The organism is Candidatus Marsarchaeota archaeon (assembly GCA_023485295.1).
GTDB lineage: Archaea > Micrarchaeota > Micrarchaeia > Micrarchaeales > Micrarchaeaceae > Micrarchaeum_A.
In genome coordinates this window covers 60508-80031 of the sequence record JAMCZQ010000002.1, presented here as the reverse complement: position 1 = coordinate 80031, position 19524 = coordinate 60508, and the positions used below count along the sequence as shown (strand labels likewise).

Annotated in this window: 23 protein-coding genes and 4 tRNA genes; 14 read left to right on the top strand and 13 right to left on the bottom strand. The window is 46.1% G+C overall.

What is annotated here, in order from left to right; translation table 11 throughout:
* Positions 1–2 precede the first annotated feature (2 nt).
* A complete protein-coding gene (locus M1125_00985; protein ID MCL5404402.1) occupies positions 3–530 on the bottom strand; it encodes an 8-oxo-dGTP diphosphatase in 528 nt (175 codons plus the stop codon).
* 65 nt (positions 531–595) lie between these two features.
* Between M1125_00985 and M1125_00980 the strand changes: the two genes are divergently transcribed.
* Positions 596–1057 (top strand): peroxiredoxin, encoded by a 462-nt coding sequence (locus tag M1125_00980; protein ID MCL5404401.1) that lies wholly within the window; start codon positions 596–598, stop codon positions 1055–1057.
* A gap of 4 nt (positions 1058–1061) precedes the next feature.
* Positions 1062–1370 carry a hypothetical protein gene (locus M1125_00975; protein MCL5404400.1) on the top strand — a complete coding sequence of 103 codons (309 nt, stop codon included), beginning with the start codon at positions 1062–1064 and terminating at the stop codon, positions 1368–1370.
* A 12-nt stretch (positions 1371–1382) separates the two neighbouring features.
* Here M1125_00975 and amrB read toward each other — a convergent pair whose 3' ends face one another.
* A complete protein-coding gene (amrB, locus tag M1125_00970; GenBank protein MCL5404399.1) occupies positions 1383–2198 on the bottom strand; it encodes an AmmeMemoRadiSam system protein B in 816 nt (271 codons plus the stop codon).
* Positions 2199–2378: 180 nt separating this feature from the next.
* On the opposite strand from amrB, the gene dinB reads away from it, so the two are divergent.
* The gene (gene dinB, locus M1125_00965; protein MCL5404398.1) at positions 2379–3431 is read left to right on the top strand and encodes a DNA polymerase IV; all 1053 of its coding nucleotides are present in this window, start codon (positions 2379–2381) and stop codon (positions 3429–3431) included.
* Here the strand turns inward: dinB and trxB are convergent.
* Complete coding sequence (gene trxB / locus M1125_00960) at positions 3423–4355, bottom strand: thioredoxin-disulfide reductase (GenBank protein ID MCL5404397.1); 933 nt, start codon at positions 4353–4355, stop codon at positions 3423–3425. The two genes, dinB and trxB, sit on opposite strands and share 9 nt — an antisense overlap.
* 76 nt (positions 4356–4431) lie before the next feature.
* Between trxB and M1125_00955 the strand changes: the two genes are divergently transcribed.
* Entirely contained in the window at positions 4432–5385 is a 954-nt protein-coding gene (locus M1125_00955) for a hypothetical protein (protein ID MCL5404396.1), read from the top strand.
* 80 nt (positions 5386–5465) lie between these two features.
* On the opposite strand, the gene M1125_00950 is transcribed toward M1125_00955, so the two are convergent.
* The 3 genes from M1125_00950 to M1125_00940 form a co-directional block, all read right to left on the bottom strand.
* Entirely contained in the window at positions 5466–5633 is a 168-nt protein-coding gene (locus M1125_00950; GenBank protein MCL5404395.1) for a hypothetical protein, read from the bottom strand.
* Positions 5634–5721: 88 nt separating this feature from the next.
* Positions 5722–5796: transfer RNA gene (locus M1125_00945), tRNA-Ile, on the bottom strand.
* A gap of 62 nt (positions 5797–5858) precedes the next feature.
* Complete coding sequence (locus M1125_00940; protein MCL5404394.1) at positions 5859–6464, bottom strand: TIGR00296 family protein; 606 nt, start codon at positions 6462–6464, stop codon at positions 5859–5861.
* Between the two features lie 65 nt (positions 6465–6529).
* Between M1125_00940 and M1125_00935 the strand changes: the two genes are divergently transcribed.
* The gene (locus M1125_00935; GenBank protein ID MCL5404393.1) at positions 6530–6985 is read left to right on the top strand and encodes a ribonuclease HI family protein; all 456 of its coding nucleotides are present in this window, start codon (positions 6530–6532) and stop codon (positions 6983–6985) included.
* A 66-nt stretch (positions 6986–7051) separates the two neighbouring features.
* The gene (locus M1125_00930; GenBank protein MCL5404392.1) at positions 7052–8569 is read left to right on the top strand and encodes an AAA family ATPase; all 1518 of its coding nucleotides are present in this window, start codon (positions 7052–7054) and stop codon (positions 8567–8569) included.
* Between the two features lie 50 nt (positions 8570–8619).
* On the opposite strand, the gene M1125_00925 is transcribed toward M1125_00930, so the two are convergent.
* Positions 8620–8691 (bottom strand) — tRNA-His (locus tag M1125_00925).
* A gap of 277 nt (positions 8692–8968) precedes the next feature.
* Here M1125_00925 and M1125_00920 point away from each other — a divergent pair.
* Together M1125_00920 and M1125_00915 are read left to right on the top strand one after the other, a co-directional pair.
* Positions 8969–9069 (top strand) — tRNA-Leu (locus M1125_00920).
* Between the two features lie 27 nt (positions 9070–9096).
* The gene (locus M1125_00915) at positions 9097–9735 is read left to right on the top strand and encodes a peptidase C39 family protein (protein MCL5404391.1); all 639 of its coding nucleotides are present in this window, start codon (positions 9097–9099) and stop codon (positions 9733–9735) included.
* A 103-nt stretch (positions 9736–9838) separates the two neighbouring features.
* Here the strand turns inward: M1125_00915 and M1125_00910 are convergent, their stop codons facing one another.
* The 3 genes from M1125_00910 to M1125_00900 all read right to left on the bottom strand — a co-directional run bounded on the left by M1125_00910 (position 9839) and on the right by M1125_00900 (position 11724).
* Positions 9839–10222, bottom strand: coding sequence for a hypothetical protein (locus M1125_00910; GenBank protein ID MCL5404390.1), 384 nt, complete (start codon positions 10220–10222; stop codon positions 9839–9841).
* Between the two features lie 163 nt (positions 10223–10385).
* Complete coding sequence (locus tag M1125_00905; GenBank protein ID MCL5404389.1) at positions 10386–11480, bottom strand: methyltransferase; 1095 nt, start codon at positions 11478–11480, stop codon at positions 10386–10388.
* Complete coding sequence (locus M1125_00900; GenBank protein ID MCL5404388.1) at positions 11473–11724, bottom strand: DUF357 domain-containing protein; 252 nt, start codon at positions 11722–11724, stop codon at positions 11473–11475. The genes M1125_00905 and M1125_00900 overlap by 8 nt, the downstream gene beginning before the upstream one ends.
* A 58-nt stretch (positions 11725–11782) precedes the next feature.
* Here M1125_00900 and M1125_00895 point away from each other — a divergent pair, with 58 nt between their 5' ends.
* Both M1125_00895 and M1125_00890 read left to right on the top strand, forming a co-directional pair.
* Positions 11783–12406 (top strand): hypothetical protein, encoded by a 624-nt coding sequence (locus tag M1125_00895; protein MCL5404387.1) that lies wholly within the window; start codon positions 11783–11785, stop codon positions 12404–12406.
* Positions 12406–13008 (top strand): AAA family ATPase, encoded by a 603-nt coding sequence (locus M1125_00890; protein ID MCL5404386.1) that lies wholly within the window; start codon positions 12406–12408, stop codon positions 13006–13008. The genes M1125_00895 and M1125_00890 overlap by 1 nt, the downstream gene beginning before the upstream one ends.
* A 2-nt stretch (positions 13009–13010) precedes the next feature.
* Here the strand turns inward: M1125_00890 and cca are convergent, their stop codons facing one another.
* Positions 13011–14399, bottom strand: coding sequence for a CCA tRNA nucleotidyltransferase (gene cca, locus M1125_00885; GenBank protein MCL5404385.1), 1389 nt, complete (start codon positions 14397–14399; stop codon positions 13011–13013).
* A gap of 48 nt (positions 14400–14447) precedes the next feature.
* Between cca and M1125_00880 the strand changes: the two genes are divergently transcribed.
* The 4 genes from M1125_00880 to M1125_00865 all read left to right on the top strand — a co-directional run bounded on the left by M1125_00880 (position 14448) and on the right by M1125_00865 (position 17437).
* Complete coding sequence (locus M1125_00880) at positions 14448–15218, top strand: DnaJ domain-containing protein (protein ID MCL5404384.1); 771 nt, start codon at positions 14448–14450, stop codon at positions 15216–15218.
* 21 nt (positions 15219–15239) lie between these two features.
* Positions 15240–15311, top strand: a tRNA-Ala gene (locus M1125_00875).
* Positions 15312–15488: 177 nt separating this feature from the next.
* Entirely contained in the window at positions 15489–16940 is a 1452-nt protein-coding gene (locus M1125_00870; GenBank protein ID MCL5404383.1) for a hypothetical protein, read from the top strand.
* 80 nt (positions 16941–17020) lie between these two features.
* Positions 17021–17437, top strand: a complete 417-nt coding sequence (locus M1125_00865; GenBank protein ID MCL5404382.1) for a CBS domain-containing protein — start codon at positions 17021–17023, stop codon at positions 17435–17437.
* Here M1125_00865 and M1125_00860 read toward each other — a convergent pair whose 3' ends face one another.
* Positions 17438–18280: a 3-hydroxyacyl-CoA dehydrogenase NAD-binding domain-containing protein gene (locus M1125_00860; GenBank protein ID MCL5404381.1), complete on the bottom strand. Its 843-nt coding sequence runs from the start codon at positions 18278–18280 to the stop codon at positions 17438–17440.
* Complete coding sequence (locus tag M1125_00855) at positions 18281–19501, bottom strand: thiolase family protein (GenBank protein MCL5404380.1); 1221 nt, start codon at positions 19499–19501, stop codon at positions 18281–18283. It abuts the gene before it with no gap.
* Positions 19502–19524: the final 23 nt, after the last annotated feature.

The window sequence follows — 19524 nt, the reverse complement described above, 5'->3', positions numbered from 1 at the left end:
ATTCACTTTTTGCGCGTATAGTTTATCTTTGCGTCCTTGACCTTGCCTAGGGCATCCATCAGGAAGTATGCCTCAACGCTCTTGCCTTGCAAGATCTGAGGAAGCCAGTATTTGTCGTCGTCCCACATCAGCCCGAGCGGTATTTTGCCTATCCCGACCCATTCGGGTTTCATCTCTTCGCTCTCCGCAGGCTCACCGCGCCATTCATATACGAGGTACACATGAACTCGCTGGTTCAATTCGGCCTCTTTGCCAGGGTAGTCGAAGTAGAAGTTTATGACCCCGGCTTTTTCGTATCTTTCCGGTACCGAGTGCGATTCCTCTTCAGCCTCGCGCACCATGGCTTCTTCTACTGTTTCGCCGGCTTTGACTTTGCCCCCAAGGCCGTTGTATTTGCCTGAGCCGAAGCCGCGCTTCTTCATGGCAAGCAGTATCCTGCCGGCGCTCTTGTCTACGAAGTAGCACAGCGTGACATCCCTGAGGTTCGGATAGCTCCTTATAAATTGCTCAAGCTTTGTATCTGATTCCATTGGCTCGGATTTTTTACGCATAGATAATTTATTAGGCTTTCCATGAGCTATATCCATGTGATTGCATGGAGGTAAAGGAAGGAGGCAAAGCACCGGATTTCATGCTCAAAGGCTCGGACGGCAAGAGCCATTCGCTAAGAGAATTTGCAGGCAAATACGTGGTACTGTATTTCTATCCGAAAGACAATACCCCTGGCTGCACCATGGAGGCAAACGAATTCAACAAAAAGCTTGACAGCATAAAGAAGCTGAATGCCGAGGTAGTAGGCATCAGCAAGGACGACTTGAAATCGCATGGGAAATTCATAGATAAATACGGCCTCAAATTTTTGCTGCTCGCAGATCCTGACAGCTCTGTGATAAAAAGCTATGGCGCATACGGCGACAGGGGCATTTTCGGCGTAGGCACCCTCAGGAATACTTATATTATTGACAAGGCAGGCAACATAGCAAAGATATTTGAGAAAGTAAGCCCGAAAGGGCATGCAGATGAGGTAATCGAATTTTTGAAAAGCAAAGCGAAGTGATTTTTTGGCAAAAAGTACAAAACACCAGGGTAAGGCGGACTATGAATCTAGGATAAAGCAGCTGCTGCAAAACCCTTCAAAGCAGAATTGGGAAAATGCAATGGACGCCATAAGGCGCTCAGGGGCCAAATATTACAGGATATTCTACGGTTCTGGCCTTAAGGACAAGGACAGCTTGAAGGACGCATATGCAATACTTTATGACAAGTCTTACAAAAGGCTGTTCAAGGTGCCGATTATAGAAGTCTCGGGCAAGAGGTTCAAGGGCGCGACAGCATACCTCAAGGGCCTCAGCATAAACAATAAGGAATGATGTGCAGTGCGGTCAGACGAAGACTATGGATGCATAAGCCACAACGCTTGAGTAGTCTTTTGTCACGTCCCCTGAATTGGAATACTTCAGCAGTATGCCTTTGCTGCTGCCTGCGCTTTTAGCGTATATTGCAGCCACAGTTGTGGGGCCGTATCCGCATGTGCTGTCCATAATCTCGTTTACAAGAAGGTTGAAGTGCTCTGGATTGAGCGCCTCAAGCTCCTTTATGAGCTTGAAATCCTTGGATTTGGCTATTTCCGCTGGCTCGTAGTGGTCAAAGTCCGAACTCGCTATCACCAAAGGCTTTCTGCCAAGCTCCTTTGCAGAAGCAGATATGGCTTTTGCAAGCTCCTTAGATGCAGGCAGGCTCTGATTGCCCATGCAGATAGGGACAATTGGAAGGCCTTTAAAATAATACTGCACGAACGGAAGCTGCACCTCTATTGAATGCTCCTCCCTATGCGAAAGCTCATCGTGCTCCACGCCGTTGCCGCTTTCTATTATCTTGTGCGCAAATTTCGAGTCGTTTTTTATCTCACCGAGAGGGGTTCGCCAGTCATCGATTGAAACGCCGATCTGCAGGCCCATGCCAGTATGGTTTGGGCCTATTATCACTACGGAATCAAAGCCGTCTGCTTGGGCCGAAGCTGCCTTGTATGCAAGGAGCGCAGTAGTGCCGGAGTAAACATAGCCTGCGTGCGGGACGACCATTGACAGCACCTTTGAAGTGCCAATGTCCTTGCCTTTGATGCCTTCTCCCTTTACAAACTCTTGCAGCTCGTTTCTGCCCCTTGGGTAGAAACTGCCAGCGAACATTACTTCTCGCATTCGACCACTTTTGTCTGCTATTTCATTGCTGCTTATGTATTTTATCCTTTTGCCTCAATAGAATGCACTGCACTACAAATCTGCTATTGCATTTCCTGCCCTGGTTGAATGCTTTATAACCTTGCGCAGGCAATTATTGCATGAGCCCTGCTGGCTGTTGCACATGCTTATGGTATCGCTATGGTTTTTGTATTGTACATAGACATGGATTATTTCTTTGCTGCGTGCGAGGAACAGCGGCACCCGGAATTGAAGGGAAAGCCGTTGGCCGTCGGGACAGCGCCTGCTAGCGAAAGGACATACGGAGTGGTGCAGACTGCAAATTACGAGGCAAGGAAATTCGGGATAAAAAGCGGCATGGCCACCGCAGAAGCATTTTCGCTTTGCAAGGATCTTGCTTACCTCCAGTCTGACGAGCCCTATTACGAATCGATTTCCGTAAAGGTCATGGACATCGTAAGGAGCTTCGGCAGGCCTGCTGAAATCATAAGCATAGACGAGGCGGCTGTGGACATATCAGGGCTTGATGACGATGCCGCTTTGGAAATGGCGAAAAAGATCAAGAAGCGCATAAAAGACGATTTCGGGCTGACATGCACGATAGGGATATGCGAGGGGAAGGCCTTTGCAAAAATGGCTTCGGACAAGGCAAAGCCCGACGGCCTGCTGCTGGTAAAGAGGCAGGAGCTTAGCAGCTTCCTGGCTGGCGAAAAGCTGGAGAACCTGCCAGGTATAGGCAAGAAAACCTACGAAAAGCTGCTGGGCCTTGGGATAGACAGCATAAAGAAGCTTGCAGAAGCAGATCCGATGATGCTTATAGACCATTTCGGGGTCGCTGGCAAGGAGCTGTATATGCTAGCCAGGGGCATAGACAACTCGAAGATTGTGGAGTACTACGAAACCCTCAGCATAGGCCGCGAGGTAACGCTCAAGAAACCTGTAGAAAGTGTCGACGAAATAAAGGGCGTGCTGCGCAAGCTTGCCGACGAGGTAATCGGCGAAGTGCACAAGAAGGGCTACCTGTTCAAGAATGTCGGCGCGAAGGTAAGGTATACCGATTTCACAATAAGCGCAAGGAGCGAAATGCTGCACAATTATACAGATTCCGAAGAGCAAATGCTTGGCATAGCAGAAAGCCTTATCAGGCTGCTGATAAAAAACAGGCCCGCTAGGAAGGTTGGCATCAGGGTTTCAAGGCTCATAGAAGTCAAGGGCCAAAAAAAGTTATTTTGAAGCTCCGTACGCAAGGTTCTGGAGGTAAGCCCTTACTTCAAGCGCGGCCTTAGTGCCGCTTGCCGCAGCTGTGACTGCCTGCCTGTAAACATGGTCTGCGACGTCTCCTGCTACATATACGCCCTCTACATCGGTCTTGACTTCATCCTTTGTTACTATGTAGCCTGCCTCATCTAGCTTAAGCTTGCCCTTTAGGAAATCGGTATTCGGCTTATAGCCTATTGCAACGAATAGGCCGTCTGCCTGCATCTCCTTTGTTGCGCCGGTCTTTACGTCCTTTATTACAACGGCGTTTACCTTGCCATTCCCCTTGACCTCCAAGACTTCGGCATTCCAGATGACCTTTATCTTGGGGTTTGAAAGCACGCGTTCTTGCATTATCTTGCTTGCCCTGAATGCGTCGCGCCTGTGGACTATAGTTACGCTGTTAACAAATTTCGTAAGGAATAGCGAATCTTCCATTGCAGTGTCGCCTCCCCCTACAACTACAACGTTCTTTCCCTTGAAAAATGGCGCATCACAAGTTGCGCAGCTGCTTATGCCCTTGCCTATAAACTGCTTTTCTGAAGGTATGTTAAGCCATTTTGCAGAAGCGCCTGTCGCTATGATTATGCTGTTCGCTTCGAAGCTGCCAGACTGCGTCGTTACCTTGTACGGTTTTGAAGACAGGTCTATGCCCTCCACGTTTTCTCCCAAGAATCGCGCACCGAACTTCTCGGCCTGCTTGCGCATGAGGTCTATGAGCTCAGAGCCATAAATGCCGTTCGGGAATCCTGGGAAATTTTCAACTGTAGTGGTAAGGAGCAGCTGCCCGCCGGCCTCGACGCCTGTTATTACCAGCGGCTTGAAGTCCTCCCTTGCAGTGTACAGCGCAGCGGTAAGCCCTGCCGGGCCCGATCCTATAATTATTAGGTTATCGACCATATTATCATCGTTTAGTATTACATATTTTTGTCTTAAACTATTTAGTTTTAACCTTGCAATTATCCTAGGCGACTGCATGCAGAACAGGGTTTTTAAGTCCATATCGCTAGATGCAAGGGCAAGCGGAGCAGACATGGACTTCGTATCGCATGCTCACAGCGACCACATTGCAGCTGCCAGAAGCTCAAGGGCGATTGTCTGCAGCAACCAAACCGCTGAGCTGATAAATGTGGCTTACGGGATATCTCCAAATCTGGTAGAGGCTGTTCCACAAAACGTCAGGCTGCTCGATTCCGGCCACATGCTCGGCTCAAAGCAGCTGCTTATAGACTGCGGCTTTGACAGCAATAGCGTTTTATACAGCGGCGATTTCCAGATGATGGAAAGTGCAGCGGCAAGCAGGATACAGATAAGGAATGCAGATATCCTGATAATAGATTCCACCTATCCAGACCCAGCATTGAACTTCGACAGCAAGGATGTGATTGAAGATATGCTTTTGAAGTGGGTGTCTAGGGCGCTGAAAGAGGGCATTGTTCTTTTCAAAGCCTATGCGATGGGAAAAGCGCAGGAACTTATAAGGATATTGAACAGGGAATCAATAATTCCAGTGGTGAGCAGAAAAATCAGCGCCATAAATAGCGTTTATGTCAGGAACGGCATCGGCCTTGAATACGCATCCTATTATGATATTGACAGCGATTATGAAAGCCTTGTGCGTGGCAATTTCGTTGGAATAACCGACTCCCAAAGGTTTTATGACATTGCAGGCGTGATGGAGCACGCATACAAGAAGCGCGTTTACACCGCAGTTGCAACTGGATTTGCAAAAAGCTTCCGCTTTAGGTCCGATGCGCAGTTCGCATTAAGCGACCACGCGGATTTTAGGCAGAGCTGCGAATACATAGATGCAGTATCGCCAAAAAAGGTATACACATACGGCCAAAACAGGGAATTATTCGCGGCAAACCTTTCCTCGCATGGTTATAAAGCTGAACCTTATCAGAAGAAAGCGATAGATGCCGTCTGAGCACGAAAGCATGACTAATGCATGGTTAGGAACAAGGCGCGGCCATGCAGCTGCCTCGCAGTGCTGGCTTTTGCGGGAATCTACTTGGTCCCAAGCTTTTCTTTGCAGACCTTATTGGCCTGTTTCCACACGTCCCAAGCAATGGCAAACCTTATTATATCCATCTCGCTGCCTTTTGTAGCCTTCTCAAGTGTTATCTTGTACTTCTTTTCCATGTAGTCTAGAAACTCCTTGTCGTATTCCTGCATTGTTATCAGTCAGGTTTTTGGATTCATCTTATTAAAAATATTTGCATTTAGGCAAATGCTAGCGGCGTTAAACTGCAAAAAGCTTTTATGGGCCCGGAGAGATTTGAACTCTCGACCTCCCGATTATCAGTCGGGCGCTCCAACCAGGCTAAGCTACGAGCCCGTGCTATTTATTAGGCACTAGAAGCATTAAATATTTATGAGATTTCCGCTTTGGCGCACAGCTTATAATATTTGTATCACTTTTCCGCCTGGCGAGTCCTCCTTAAAAACCTGCGTGGTAAAGGAGTAGAGCCTGACGTTCTGGTGGCGCCAATAGTCTTGCGGTATGCCGGCTTTCAGGCAAACCTCGTTAAGGAACCTTTCCTCATCCCATCCCTCCTCGACCGCAACTATAGGAAGCAACAGGCCGCTATAGATGCCGTATTCTACTATAAGCCCGTCGCGCCCTATCTTTACAGAATGCAACCTTTTGTTTTCAGGGCCTGGCAATTCCTTGAGGCCTGACAATACGCTTACTTCAACGATCATGTCATTTAATTCCTTATGCGACACCGGAACAAATCTTGGATCTTCAAATGCTGCCGCAGCTGCAGCTTCAACCACTGCCTTTTTCAAAGGCATTACCGGCCTAGGAAAGCCTATGCATCCGCGAAGCTCCTCAGTCGGATAATGGTACAGGGTGACAAATACTCCGCTAGGCTCCGAGAAGCCGTTAATTTGCTCGTGGACTATTGATTTTTTAAAATAAGGATTTTTTATATAGAGCTCTATGGTGTTCCTGGCTGCATGCACAAGTTCTGTGCCTTCTTCGATTGATAGGTTACGCAAGTGTAACGCCTTTTATAGGTTTTTATTGATAATTTGTTGTTAAGAGCTAAATATTTGGTGGATTGATGAACGCTGAGCCGATGGACCATGATATTGTCATATACACTGATGGTGCAGCAAGGGGCAATCCTGGAATAAGCGCATCCGGGTTTATTGTTACAAGCGGCGAAGGCAAAGTGCTTGCAAAAAGAAGTTTTTATAACGGCATTAAAACAAACAATTATGCTGAATACACAGCAGTCATAAAGGCATTGGAATGGTGCAGGAACCATATACCGCAGCATGAGGATAAGAGAATAATGCTTGTTTCGGACAGCGAGCTTGTGATAAGGCAGCTAAATGGCGAATATAAGATAAAGTCTGAGGAGATGCGCATGCTCAACAAGACAGTGGCAGCATTGAGAAGGCACTTTGCAAAAGTGGACTTCGTGAACAGGCGCAGGAGCGATAAGGGAATAAGCAGCGTGGACAGGGCGCTCAATGCCCTCCTGGACAATGTAGAGACTAAAAAAGAATTATAAATGTAAGGCATTTATATATAAAAGTGGAATAAAGTAATGTTATCATGAAGGTTATCAGATGATGCGATGAGCGACCCACAGGCTGAAAGCAAACACGAGCCGGACCCAGCAGCAAAGGAGCACTGGAGGCAAGGCAATTCACTTTTTGAATCCAGCAAGTTTGACGAAGCGATAGTAGAATTTTCCGAGGCAATAAAGATAGACCCAGAGTATGCAGATGCGTACTTTAACAGGGCGCTTACTGAGCGCATAACCAGGAATTTTGACGCTGCAAAAGATGACCTAAAAAAGGTTATGGAGCTCCAGCCTTCCAGCCCTGATGCTCCGCTGCTTTTTGGCGACATAGAGGAAACTAACAACGATCTTCTCGATGCCAGGTATTGGTATGAAAAATCGCTTTCAATAAGCCCGGATTATTCAGAGGCAAAAAACAGGCTTGAGCACTTGGATTCGCTTATGCATATGGATGTCGGCGAAGGACAGCAGATGCAGGCAATGAAACAGGTGCAAAAGGATGAACAGGCTGAAGGCAACACTGAATTGATAGAAGAGGGCCAGATAAAGCACGTTGCATTCTATAAATCAAAGATAACGTTTAAGGATGTAATAGGATCCGAAAAGATAAAGAATTACCTGCATGACAATGTCGTCTTGGCCGTGCAGAAACCAGATCTGTTCAAAAAGTATGGAAAGGAACTTGGTGTAGGATTGCTTTTGTACGGCCCTCCAGGAACCGGAAAGACTTATATGGTCAATGCGATAGCAGGCGAAGCCGGGGCGAACGTCATAATAGCACAGATAAACCAGATAGTCGACATGTACACCGGCAACACGGAAAAGAACCTACATGCTATATTCGAGCAGGCAAGGCATGCGCTGCCATGCATAATCTTCTTTGACGAACTTGACGCTTTGGGCGTTAAGAGGGGAGGGGATGGTGCCAGCGGCGGCGGTGAGAGCTCTGCAATGAGGCTGGCCGTAAACCAATTCCTAGTAGAAATGAACGGCGTGCAGGAAAAGCCTGACGGTCTATTTGTAATCGGTGCGACAAACCAGCCATGGGACATAGACCCGGCGCTGAAGAGGAGCGGCAGGTTTGGCGACAGCCTTTATGTACCTCCGCCGACATACAAGGAGAGGAGGGCATTGTTTGAGCTTTATACGAAGAACAAGCCCAGGGGGCACCTGAGCTATGGGAGGCTTGCAAGAGCCACTGCGGGATACAGCCCTGCTGACATAAAAAGGATATGCGACAAGGCAGCAATGCTGCCACTTCTGCACGAATACAAATATAGCAAGGAAAGAAAACTCACCATGAGGGACTTGCTTGCCGTACTGAAAGACAAGGATTACAGCGGCAGCTCCCTGGATGAATGGTATTCGATGGTCAAGAAGGACGTAATAAGCAAGACGGAAACACAGATAGTTGATGGCAAAAAGCAGGAGATTGTTAAGGAGGGCAAGCTGGACGCTCAGGAAAAAGTGCTTTACAAATCCATGGTAAAGGACATAAAGAAGAATACAAGCCCTTCAAGGATAAGGCTTAAGAGATTCATGCGCTCGTGGGCATTGCACTTTTTCTGAAATGCTTTAGCGTGCAAGCATTGATTGCCCAGGTGCGCAAAACCGTTTTAGGCCTTAGCCGGGAGTTGAACCCGGGCTTGAAGATCCACAGTCTTCCGTGCTAACCGTTACACCACTAAGGCACGGTATTATTTTTACCTGCATTAATTATAAGCTTGCCGGCAAATCAATGCCTCTGCAGCCTTTCCACAGATATTCGCCAAAGCAGATAATTATAGCCTATCGATTTCAATCACTCTCGTAAACCGTAGAAAAGCTTAAATATAAAATAAAATTTTTTAAGGAAAACTATAAATATTAAGAAACCAAAATACAAATGGCGATCGCGTGCGGAAAGCCATTAGCTTTATTTTGATTATGCAAAACATTATTTATTTGATGCTTTTAAAAAGATACTGCGCAGGGATGGCGGAGCATGGTCAAACGCGACGGACTCAAGATCCGTTGGCCTAGGCCTACGGGAGTTCAAAATCAGTCATGAACAAATCTCCCTCCCTGCACATGCTTATGTTAAAAAGGTGAAAAAAATGGCAAAAACAAAATCAACCAAGAAAAGTAAAATTTATGAGATACCGAATTACGCTCAGTCAGAAGAATTTACAAGTTCTGCGGCATGTGCCATAATGGTGCTGAAATACATAAACAAGAATTATAAGCCGAAGAAGGAGGAAGAATTCAACATCTGGCACGAAGCGGTAAACGGCAGCGTATGGCACGGATCTAAATACGGGCTGGCATACGCACTGGCTAAGCGCGGCGCTAAGCTACATATAATAAGCAGCAACCAGAAGGACGAGGGGTACGAAAGAAAGCTTGCGGTGTATGAGGGGATAAACCTTGATGCGCTCAGGGCTTCGTACAATGAGATCAAGGAGAAAACGAAAAAGCTCAACATAAAAGAAGTGCACGGTATAGTAACTACAAACACTATAAAAAACACGATAAACAGCGGCAACATACCAATACTGCTTGTAAATGCAAAGGCGATCAATCCTTATCTGGAACAGTCTCCGCATTGGGTAGTCGTAAAAGGCTATGACGAGGATTCGTTTTATATAAACGATCCGTATTCCGACAGCACAATAGCAATAGAGCCCTATGCATTAAAGGATGCAATAGGATACGACAACGAATACCACATGCTAGTGGTGAAGGCTAGAAAATAAGTTCTATCCGATTAATTGTTAGGCCATGGGCTATTTAGGCATTTAAGCCATGCTAGCTTGCATAAGTTCGGCAAGGCTATGCAATGAAACGCTGGCCTGGGCCTTATGCGTGCTCAAGGACCTGGCGTATCAGCTGCCTTTTTGCGGATTTCATCAGCATCCTGTGCCTCTCGCTTTTATACAGATGCTTATTCTCTGCTTTTGATGCGAATGTAGAATAGCATTGAACGCATGCGAGCCTGCTGTACAATCGCACTTCCTTAGCCCCGAAGGACTTTGACGGCAATACGAACTTGACTTCGTCTTTTGACATCGTCCTTCCACATATGGCGCATGTGCTCTTTGCCAGATACTCGCGGTTTACCTCCTCTGCGCATTTCGCACAGTAAAAGTTTCCATCCGCTTCAGATATCCTGCCAGACTGACTGCTAGTGGCAACACCACATCTAGTACAGTATGGAATTGGCTCTGTTTTATATTCCCCCATCTACTTCCCCCATTTACCCACTCATATACATTTTCTCTGAACTACTATATATATTTTTCTGATTTTGGAAGCTGCCGCTAACTTTTTTTAAAAAAGTGGCATAAGATGACGACAGATATGAAAATTCAAGATAATAAAGATTCTTAAGCATTTGCTTTTGCCGCTATGGCTTAACGATGGCAGAAATCCTAGCCTTCAGCTCGTTTACATCTGCCTCAGTCTTTATACAGCTCTTTTCAAAATGCGTGAGAGAAGCTCCGATGCCTGAAGCCTGCAGGGATTTCACGACGTCAAATGGGCTTACTGCCCTGATGTGCATTAATTTAGTCAGTTTCGGAATGCTGTAATAAAACGGCGTATTGCCTTCATGAATTACGGTTTCGACAAACTTCGATTCTGAATCGCGGCCCTTAAGCATCTTTGTCATTCTGCCTCCAATCTTTTTCGCTACAGCATCGCTTTTTATTTCTCCAAGCCAAAGCCGCCCCGACCTCAATATTTCGTGAGAGCAGTTCGGGCATGATTGGATGCTGGTGAAATAGCCTTTTTCCATACCAAGCCATCCGCAATGCTCGCACTTGTACGCGAATCCAGAAGAATTCACTGATTTTACTGCGTGCTTGCTTCCGTGCGCAAGCCTTACTATAACACGTATGTAATGCAGGTAAGAAAAGGCGAACTCAACGCTTATTCCGAAGTTAAATTGCGCAGCAAGATCAGCTATAAAGCATGCAAGTATGCGTACGCCTGCCTCGTGCCCAAGCTCATTGTGCATAGGTACAGAATGGTAAATCTTTTTGCATGCATTAGGCTGCGCCCCGCAGAGCACCGCAGTGTCTGTAGCCGTTACCATGATTGATGTTCCATCATGTGCAACCTTTAGGGCGTCATACATGTATGGCGCAGGGCTTCCAAACGGGTCTATGTCTATGGCATCGAATTTTGGAGAATCCTCCATGTTGCAGAATTCCTGCACGCTTGTGTTGTAAGCTTTCGCATTGTCCATGGAATTAGACCTTAGGTTTTTGGCCATTGAATCGAATGCATTCTTGTTTATCTCAAGCATTGTAACATCATCTATGCCGCATTCCTTTGCGTACCTTATGCCGCGTATTCCAGTGGCTGACGTCATGTCCAAAGCATTTGCCACTGAACCTCTGGCGAGCAGGTATGCTACGCTGATATCCCTAGAGAGCCTGGCTTTTGGATTTAGGAACGCCTCTCCGGCTTCTATTCGAGCTGCGCCTTCCTCATACATATTTGCTCGCACCTACGAAGGACATGGCCGCATCCAGTAATCCATGTGCATATGAAATGCATGAAAATGACGTAAGCAGGTCACCTTTGTCCAGGTAGTGCTTCGAGTCTGCAGCATACATTTTTGACAGCTCCACTATCTCTTTGATACGCAAATCCTGCGAAAATTGCTCAGCGATTTTTATGCTTTCTTCAAATGCCATGATGTCTTTTTTTATCCGCGCCGACGCGTCTTCTGTTTCCATGAAAACACTCATATATCTATGCGTTCATAAATATATTATAATGCTATAGGTGTTATCAATGGCCGATGATACAGTTACCGATTTATGGAGCGAGGAGACAGGTATTGTTATAGGCGCACTTGAGCAATCAATACTTCAGGAGTATGGAATATCATTGACAGACTTGCTCACAAATCCAGCATCCTACGCTTCGAAGAACGGGATTGCGCAGACCGTAGAAAATATACGCAAAGAAGCGAATGATTACATAAATGGCTTGAGGTCAAACATGCAAAAGGAGAAGGAGGACCTTGAAAAGGACGGCCTAAAATGCGATTCTTTGACAAAACAGCTTGCACAGGCTATAGCTATGCGCGCAAAGCAGGACAACATACCGCTTATAAAGCCACAGGCCATAGACAGGGGCAGCAGCGTCGAGGAAACCATATATGTAAACGATGCAGATAGCGGGATAAATGCACTGATAGGGCGGCTTTCTGCAAATTCAAATTTTGTTGCTGATTTCTCCACAACGTATAGCACTTATTCATTGGGGCAGTGGCTTTTCGATGGACAAAAGAATTATATGATAGTCGTTGCACTGCAGCCCAATCCCCTTATAGACCTTGATACTGCAGAAAATGAGCTCGGCGACCTGTTCGATAATGTAGATAGTTATATGAATAAAGGTGCACAGCAGTAATGCAGGGAAAAAGCAAGCGCATATTTGCAATAACTGGAACGCCAGGCGCTGGGAAAAGCCATTTCGCAAGAATGCTGTCAGCCGCTTTGTCGCGCAATATGATAAGCAATGTAGTTATAGAGCTAAACGACATTGTTATTAAAGCACACGCTTATTATCGCGAAGATGAAAATGGATCAAAGGTGGTAAATAGCAATAAGCTTAGCGCAGCGTTGAGGGCCGAATTGCGCAAAACACCAGAGCTTAATGTAATAATTGTTGGCCATCTTGTCCCGGAATTGAAATTGAAGCCCGCAATATGCTTTGTAATACGCGTGCCGCTTAAAAGGCTTGCACGCAGATTGGAAGCGCGGGCCTATGGCTTAGCAAAAATACGCGAGAACATAATTTCAGAGGCGATGGATTACTGCGGGTCTGCAATGCGCGGAAATGCCAAAGAGATATATGAGATAGAAACAGGAATTGAGAAGAGGGAAGCAATAAATTACTTGGTAAGCAAATTGCTTGGAGGCAAGGCAACCCCTGCGCCAAAAAAGTCTAAAAAGGATCATTTTACGGAATTGAAATCGATCATCTCAGGTGGTAATCGCTATAAGCTTTAAGCTTAAATGCCAAGCTTCTCCACAAGCCCGTGATAAACGATTAGCGCATAGTCTTCGCTTAATTCGTTATTTGCTATCTTGACAGCGCTTTTCTTGATGTCTGGAGTAAATTTGAACTTTTTGTCCAGTATTATGCCTTGCAATGCTCCAAGTACATCTGCATTTGCAGGCTTATCTATTGCTATGAGCCTGCTGCCCTCTACGGATACGCTGAGCGCAGAGCCATGCGCCCTGGCAAATTTTTCAGCTGCGCCAATTATTGTAACGTCCGGGCCAATCCTCTTAATCGTGTTCAACCTGTCATATGCAGGTAAGAATACAATGACGCCTTTGCCGTATTCAATCCTAGAAAACGACAGCGCTATGCCAAAGCCCGACTGCTCGAGCTCCCTTACAATTCTGCCCCGCAACTTTTCAAGCTGCGGCCATAACGTATCCTCTGATATTTTTGGAAGCTTGAAGCACATTGCCTGGATTGAAGCGCCTTTGGCACGCCTGAATTCCTCTATGCTTTTGACAGGGTCTTCATCCGAATACATCGGACCATAGAACTCCTTTTTTGCAGGATTTGCAAGCAGATTCCTGGATATCAGCATGAGCCTGGACAATGATTCTATAGAAACGCTGGCTGCTACATTCCTGTTCTTGTCCGTAGGGTCTATAACTATCAAAGGCGCGTTAAAATGGCGTGATGCTTCGGCTGCTGCGCTGGCATCTGCATCTTTTTTGTATAGATTTATGTATATTGGAATCTTGGCTTCGGAAAACGCCTTCAGCACATTCTCTGCAGACCCGTAATAGCATACAAGCAATTCGCATAGATAGCCGGAAAATGCATGCCTGCTCGATTCCGCGCCATATATGTTGTGGCGCTGCAGCAGGTATTTTATTATCCTTACATCATCTTTTTGCTTAGCGTCAAGATTCTTTAATACAAACACATTATGCAATTGGGTGCGGTCTACCGAGGTTGCCATTTCATCAGCATCATTTATTTTAAACGCAGGCACTATGTCTGCATTTAAGGATCTGCGTTTGTTTATGAGCTTTAGATACGGGTGCTCTGCATAGTTTATTTCGTAGTATTCTCCAAACTCATTGCGCACTATCCTTTTTGCCAGGCTGATTGCTTTGGCCTCCATCTTACGCTCTTCTAGATTTCTTGGGAAAAGCAGAAATATGTCTATGTCTGACTTGCCGCGTACCTGTGTGCCACGCGCAAGAGAACCTGCAAGTATTATCTCAACGTCTTTGGGCGCTACCTCCTTTAGCCTTGCCATCAATTCGTTTGAATACTCGCTTACGTCGCTTATTTCTTTCTGAGTGGGCTTTATGTCCTTCAGTATCTGTTTGAAAAGTTTTTTTAACCTAACATCGTTTGCCAGGGCCATAGAATCAAATATTTATTTGGACCATCATTATTAAAAATGGTGTAATATTTGCTTGACATTGGAAATTTATTCAAACGCAGAATCCATAAGCAGCATTTGGGAAAGAGAATTGGCGACGAAATAGAGGCAAAGGCAGCCAAGGCGGAAAGCTTAATATCAAGCGTTCAAGAGGAAATTGATAAAATTTATGGCCACGAACGCATTGACAAAAACTTGCAAGACGCTTTTAAAGTGCTTGACATAAAGCAAACAAACGACATTAAGGCAGTGAGGAACGCATACATAAAGCAAGCAAAAATATGGCATCCCGATATATCCAAGCACAAAAATTCCCAAGAAACAATGAAGGCCATTAATGAAGCTTATTATAGGATATTGGCATCGCACGGAAAACTTGGACTGCGAAATGAGCCTATGCCTATCGCAGATATTGAACGAAGGCTCATAATCAGATATTCTGCTGCAAAGGAACACGACTATGCCTATTTTTTAAACGCCTTGAATAATGCAGTAACAAGGAATGATGTGCTCGGCCTTATAGGCGTCCTTGCAGATTGGGAGGGCAGGCTTGAAAGAGCACGCGCTGAAATGCTTAAAAGCCTAAAAGCTAAAAAGGTAAAACTGCTTTTGTATAGGAGATGGTTCGAACGCATGCAAAACGAAAGCATGGCAAAGAGCGAACTAAAAAGCATAGATGCATGTGTTGCAGGCATTGACGATGTATTTAAATCGGTTGACACTGCATTCAGAGATGTTGCAAGTATAATAGGCCCTGCAGAACGCAGGCAGATTGATAAACTTTATAGCTCATTGTCATAGAAATATATTATTGATTAAGGCGGGCTCTTGGCTCAGTAGTAGAGCACCTCGTTCGCAACGAGGGGGTCGCGGGTGCGAATCCCGCAGAGTCCATAAACTTATTCTTGTGCAAGTGCTAGTTATTTTGATGCATTAGCATTGCAATTTTATTGCCTATTAAAATGGATAAGCCAGCTTTGGGAAGGTTTAAATTAATTTTTTTGAATAGTATCAAAGAAGAACATGCAAAAATTAGCAATCCTTTCAAAGCGCATGAAATCTCAAAGCGCTATGGAATACCTGATGACATACGGATGGGCGATACTGATTATTGCAATAGTGCTTGCAGCGCTGTTCTCCCTTGGGGTTTTCAGCTCTGCTTCTCTGGTTGGCACAACGTGCCTTCCGAATTCTGGCTTCCTTTGCAGCGGGCCTGTTGCGCATGGAACAACTTTCACTGCAATCATAGGCCAGGCAACAGGCGCTGCATGGAGCAACGTAGTCCTGTGCTTCGTGCCAAACAGCGCTACTGCGCCCTCTTCTTGCGCAGGATATCCATCGGTAAACGTAGGTGACATGAGAAGCGGCATGTCAGGCACGTATTCTTTCACGATAGATTCGTCCAGCAGCACTGCGGATGGGCATATATGGGCGCAGTATGACGAGGCAAGTTATTCTAACCTATTGTCGCAAATCGCAACTGTTACAATAGCAGGGCTGACTCCAAGTTCCGCAACTGTGACTACGTCAACATCATTCGCCCTGCCTTCTGGAATAACAAATTATGCAAATGTGGTGATAACTAATTCGCAGGGCACAGCAACGCCTGCACCATTCCAGCAAGAGGTTCAGATACCCGAATCGGATTATTCCAGTTACTTGGCATATAACGGAAATGCTGCGAACTTCGAATTCTTCTATGATGGAGGCGCGATAATACCTGCATGGATAGAGAGCAACAATTCCGGCACAATTACTGCATGGTTAAAGCTACAAAACGGCATACCTGCAAATTCCGCAATAACAATATACCTGGGATTCGCGCCAAAGACTACAAACCTTCTTTCAAGCAGCGGCACAACAGGCATAGGCGAAGCCCCTGCTCTAAGCGGCACCTATGGCGAATACGATGATGGCGCGAGCGTGTTCCTTAATTATTTTTCAGGAGATTCGCTAAGCGGGTTGACAGCAGTTGGCACGGCAGGCCAAACAGACTCTGCACCGTCAGGATCGCCTTTTGGGACAGAGGCGCTATACGCGTTGAACTATGGGGGGAACTATCTGTATGGGCTAGCAGACGGCCAATCCACAAATATGATAATAGAATATTACACTTACATCATCAGATTGAATGACGTATTCTTTCTAGAAAGTTCAGGCGGAAGCGGGCAGCTATCAAGACAGGGATATGGCACCGGGTGGTATGGAATAGCAGGAACATCCAGTTGGACAACATGGGATGCACCTCCTGATACTGGAACGTGGGATAACGAATGGGTGCTTTCTGGAGTAATAGTAGATAACGGGATCGCTACAGAGTACTTATCCACAACTTTGGGAAATTATGGGTCTGAATTTTACCAGAACCCGTCTAATGAATATACGGTCGCGAATAACGGTGAATATCTTGGCTTCGTCGGGGACGGAGGCGGTACTGAAGATGAGTACTGGAACGGGCTTATAATACGCGCATATCCTCCTGGTGGAGTCATGCCAAGCGCAAGCCTCGGCAGCGTGAGTTAGCCCTATGCCTGCCTAAAAATGCAAAGGCCTTAGAAAGACTTTTATATAATACACGCATATTATAATCTAATAGTGGTTGGATGGCGATGAAGAGCACGATGCATGTATCAGACGCAATGAGCTACTCTGCAATAACAGGCAGCAAGAATGATAAGGTATCTGATTTGGCCCAGATCATGCGTGATAAGAAAATAGGTGCTGTAGTTATAGTCAACGAAGATGATGTACCGATAGGCATGGTTACAGAAGGCGATATGGTACGGAAGATTGTCGCTGAGCATAGGGATCCTAGAAATACTACTGCAGCTGACATAATGACAACGCCGGTCATAACAATAACAGAAGACATAAGCTTAGATGCTGCCGCAAGGTTAATGGCTTCGAACCGCATAAAGAAGCTCTGCATTGTTGATTTGAACGGCAAGCTAAACGGGATACTTACAGAAGGAGACATAGTAAAGCATGCAGTAGGGCTCATAGGGATTTTTGAGCAGTAGTCAATACTTATAAAACCCTTCTCCGGACTTTCTGCCAAGTTTGCCGCTTTTCACCATTTCAACAAGAAGCTTAACAGGCTTGAATTTCTCATCCTTAGTCTCGGAATATATGGAATCCATTATGTCCTTGCACACGTCAAGGCCTATGAAATCCGCAAGTTCCAAAGGACCCATTGGATGATTCAGGCCTAGCCGTACTATGGCGTCTATTCCTTCCTTTGTTGCGACGCCATTCTCCAGCAGCAATATCGCTTCGTTGATCAATGGCATGAGAACGCTGTTGGCTACAAAGCCAGGGTAATCATTTACCTTTATAGCAGTTTTGCCGGCCCTTGATGCGATTTCAAGCGCCTTGGCTTCAGCCTCGCTTGACGTAAACTGCGTAGTTATGAGCTCTATAGGCTTCATTACAGGAACAGGGTTAAAGAAATGCATTCCAAGAAATTTTGAAGGATCCTTCAGCTTTGCAGCTAACTTGCCGAGCAGTATAGAGGATGTATTCGTCGCTAGAATTGCTGGGCCGCAGTTTTTCTCCGCTTCCTGCAAAACGCTGACCTTCGCATTGAAATCTTCAGTCACGGCCTCTATGACTGCTATAGAGCCGGCTGATTCAGCATAGTTTGTTGTACTGTGCAGCCTTGACAAAAGCAACGTCTTCTGCTCCCTAGTCATGCGTTGCTTCTCTATTGCCTTGTCCATGCTTGAGCTGAGAAGCGCCATGCCCTTGTCCAGCGCCTCTTTGCTCCTGCCTATAAGCAGCACATCATAGCCTGCGGCCAGCATTACTTGCACTATGCCCGTACCCATCTTTCCGGGCCCTATGACAGTTATCTTTTCGCTCATTCAATCTACCCTGCTGAGCACCATCGAGGCTGAGCCGCCGCCTCCATGGCATAATGACGCAATGCCATACTCTGCCTTCCTGTTTTTCATTGCGTGTGCAAGCGTTGCTGCTATTCTGGCGCCTGACGCGCCAATAGGATGCCCAAGCGCTATTGCCCCGCCATTGACGTTGAGCTTCTGCTTTTCTATGCCTAGTTCCCTTACGACTCCAAGAACCTGCACAGCAAAAGCCTCGTTTATTTCTATGAGGTCCATCTGGCCCAGCTTTAGGTTTGCCTTCTTTAGAGCGCTTTTCATTGTTTCAACAGGAGAAAGCCCATACCATTGCGGGTCTATTCCCCCTTCGGAATATGATTCTATCTTTGCTATGGGCTCGACCCCAAGGGCCTTTGCCTTCGAGCCAGACATTATCAATGCAAATGCAGCGCCATCGCTGAGCTGCGATGCATTTCCTGCGGTCACCGTGCCGTCTTGCCTAAACGCTGGCTTGAGCGACGAAAGCTTTTCCATGCTTGTATCGCGCCGTATGCCTTCGTCAGTTTTTACATAGCCATTTTCTGCCTTTATCTGTATAATTTCGTCCTTGAAAGCCCCTGAATCTGTCGCTTGCGCAGCTTTCTTGTGGCTTTCATATGCGAGCGTATCCTGCTCCTCCCTGCCTATTCCGTATTTCTTACCAATGCTCTCTGCTATGGCACCCATGTGCATGTCTGAATAGCAATCCCACAGGCCGTCAAATATCATTTCATCGATAAGCTTTTGATCCTGCTGGCCAGATTTAGACGCATATTTGTAGAACTCCGAGAGGCTTACATCTCCGAATTTTTTGAATTCGCGAACGTCACGCAATAGGTGCGGTGCGCTGCTCATGCTTTCCATCCCGCCTGCAAGCACAACGCCGTAATCCCCGAGCTTTACTGCCTGGGCTGCAAGCGATATGGCTCTAAGCCCAGAGGCACAAACCATATTCACGTTAAGCGTTGGTATGCTCTTTGGCATTTCCGAAAACATGATCACCTGCTTTGCAGGGTTCTGGCCCACGCCTGCAGAAAGCACGTTGCCGCATATTATTTCCTCCACATCATCTTTTTTGAGTCCGGTTTTGGCGATAAGCCCTTCAACTACCTGGCTTGCAAGCTTTGGAGCAGTAAGCTTTGAAAATGAGCCCAAAAACTTACCGACTGGGCTTCGAACCGCATCTATTATGTATGCATCCTCCATCGAATCACGTTAACCAAATTCAA

What these genes read in the sequence shown, in the direction of transcription:
- M1125_00985 (MCL5404402.1), bottom strand. Translation starts at nt 530, where the DNA reads ATGGAATCAGATACAAAGCTTGAGCAATTTATAAGGAGCTATCCGAAC.
- M1125_00980 (MCL5404401.1), top strand. Translation starts at nt 596, where the DNA reads ATGGAGGTAAAGGAAGGAGGCAAAGCACCGGATTTCATGCTCAAAGGC.
- amrB (MCL5404399.1), bottom strand. Translation starts at nt 2,198, where the DNA reads ATGCGAGAAGTAATGTTCGCTGGCAGTTTCTACCCAAGGGGCAGAAAC.
- dinB (MCL5404398.1), top strand. Translation starts at nt 2,379, where the DNA reads ATGGTTTTTGTATTGTACATAGACATGGATTATTTCTTTGCTGCGTGC.
- trxB (MCL5404397.1), bottom strand. Translation starts at nt 4,355, where the DNA reads ATGGTCGATAACCTAATAATTATAGGATCGGGCCCGGCAGGGCTTACC.
- M1125_00955 (MCL5404396.1), top strand. Translation starts at nt 4,432, where the DNA reads ATGCAGAACAGGGTTTTTAAGTCCATATCGCTAGATGCAAGGGCAAGC.
- M1125_00950 (MCL5404395.1), bottom strand. Translation starts at nt 5,633, where the DNA reads ATGCAGGAATACGACAAGGAGTTTCTAGACTACATGGAAAAGAAGTAC.
- M1125_00935 (MCL5404393.1), top strand. Translation starts at nt 6,530, where the DNA reads ATGAACGCTGAGCCGATGGACCATGATATTGTCATATACACTGATGGT.
- M1125_00930 (MCL5404392.1), top strand. Translation starts at nt 7,052, where the DNA reads ATGAGCGACCCACAGGCTGAAAGCAAACACGAGCCGGACCCAGCAGCA.
- M1125_00915 (MCL5404391.1), top strand. Translation starts at nt 9,097, where the DNA reads ATGGCAAAAACAAAATCAACCAAGAAAAGTAAAATTTATGAGATACCG.
- M1125_00910 (MCL5404390.1), bottom strand. Translation starts at nt 10,222, where the DNA reads ATGGGGGAATATAAAACAGAGCCAATTCCATACTGTACTAGATGTGGT.
- M1125_00905 (MCL5404389.1), bottom strand. Translation starts at nt 11,480, where the DNA reads ATGTATGAGGAAGGCGCAGCTCGAATAGAAGCCGGAGAGGCGTTCCTA.
- M1125_00900 (MCL5404388.1), bottom strand. Translation starts at nt 11,724, where the DNA reads ATGGAAACAGAAGACGCGTCGGCGCGGATAAAAAAAGACATCATGGCA.
- M1125_00895 (MCL5404387.1), top strand. Translation starts at nt 11,783, where the DNA reads ATGGCCGATGATACAGTTACCGATTTATGGAGCGAGGAGACAGGTATT.
- M1125_00890 (MCL5404386.1), top strand. Translation starts at nt 12,406, where the DNA reads ATGCAGGGAAAAAGCAAGCGCATATTTGCAATAACTGGAACGCCAGGC.
- cca (MCL5404385.1), bottom strand. Translation starts at nt 14,399, where the DNA reads ATGGCCCTGGCAAACGATGTTAGGTTAAAAAAACTTTTCAAACAGATA.
- M1125_00870 (MCL5404383.1), top strand. Translation starts at nt 15,489, where the DNA reads ATGGAATACCTGATGACATACGGATGGGCGATACTGATTATTGCAATA.
- M1125_00865 (MCL5404382.1), top strand. Translation starts at nt 17,021, where the DNA reads ATGGCGATGAAGAGCACGATGCATGTATCAGACGCAATGAGCTACTCT.
- M1125_00860 (MCL5404381.1), bottom strand. Translation starts at nt 18,280, where the DNA reads ATGAGCGAAAAGATAACTGTCATAGGGCCCGGAAAGATGGGTACGGGC.
- M1125_00855 (MCL5404380.1), bottom strand. Translation starts at nt 19,501, where the DNA reads ATGGAGGATGCATACATAATAGATGCGGTTCGAAGCCCAGTCGGTAAG.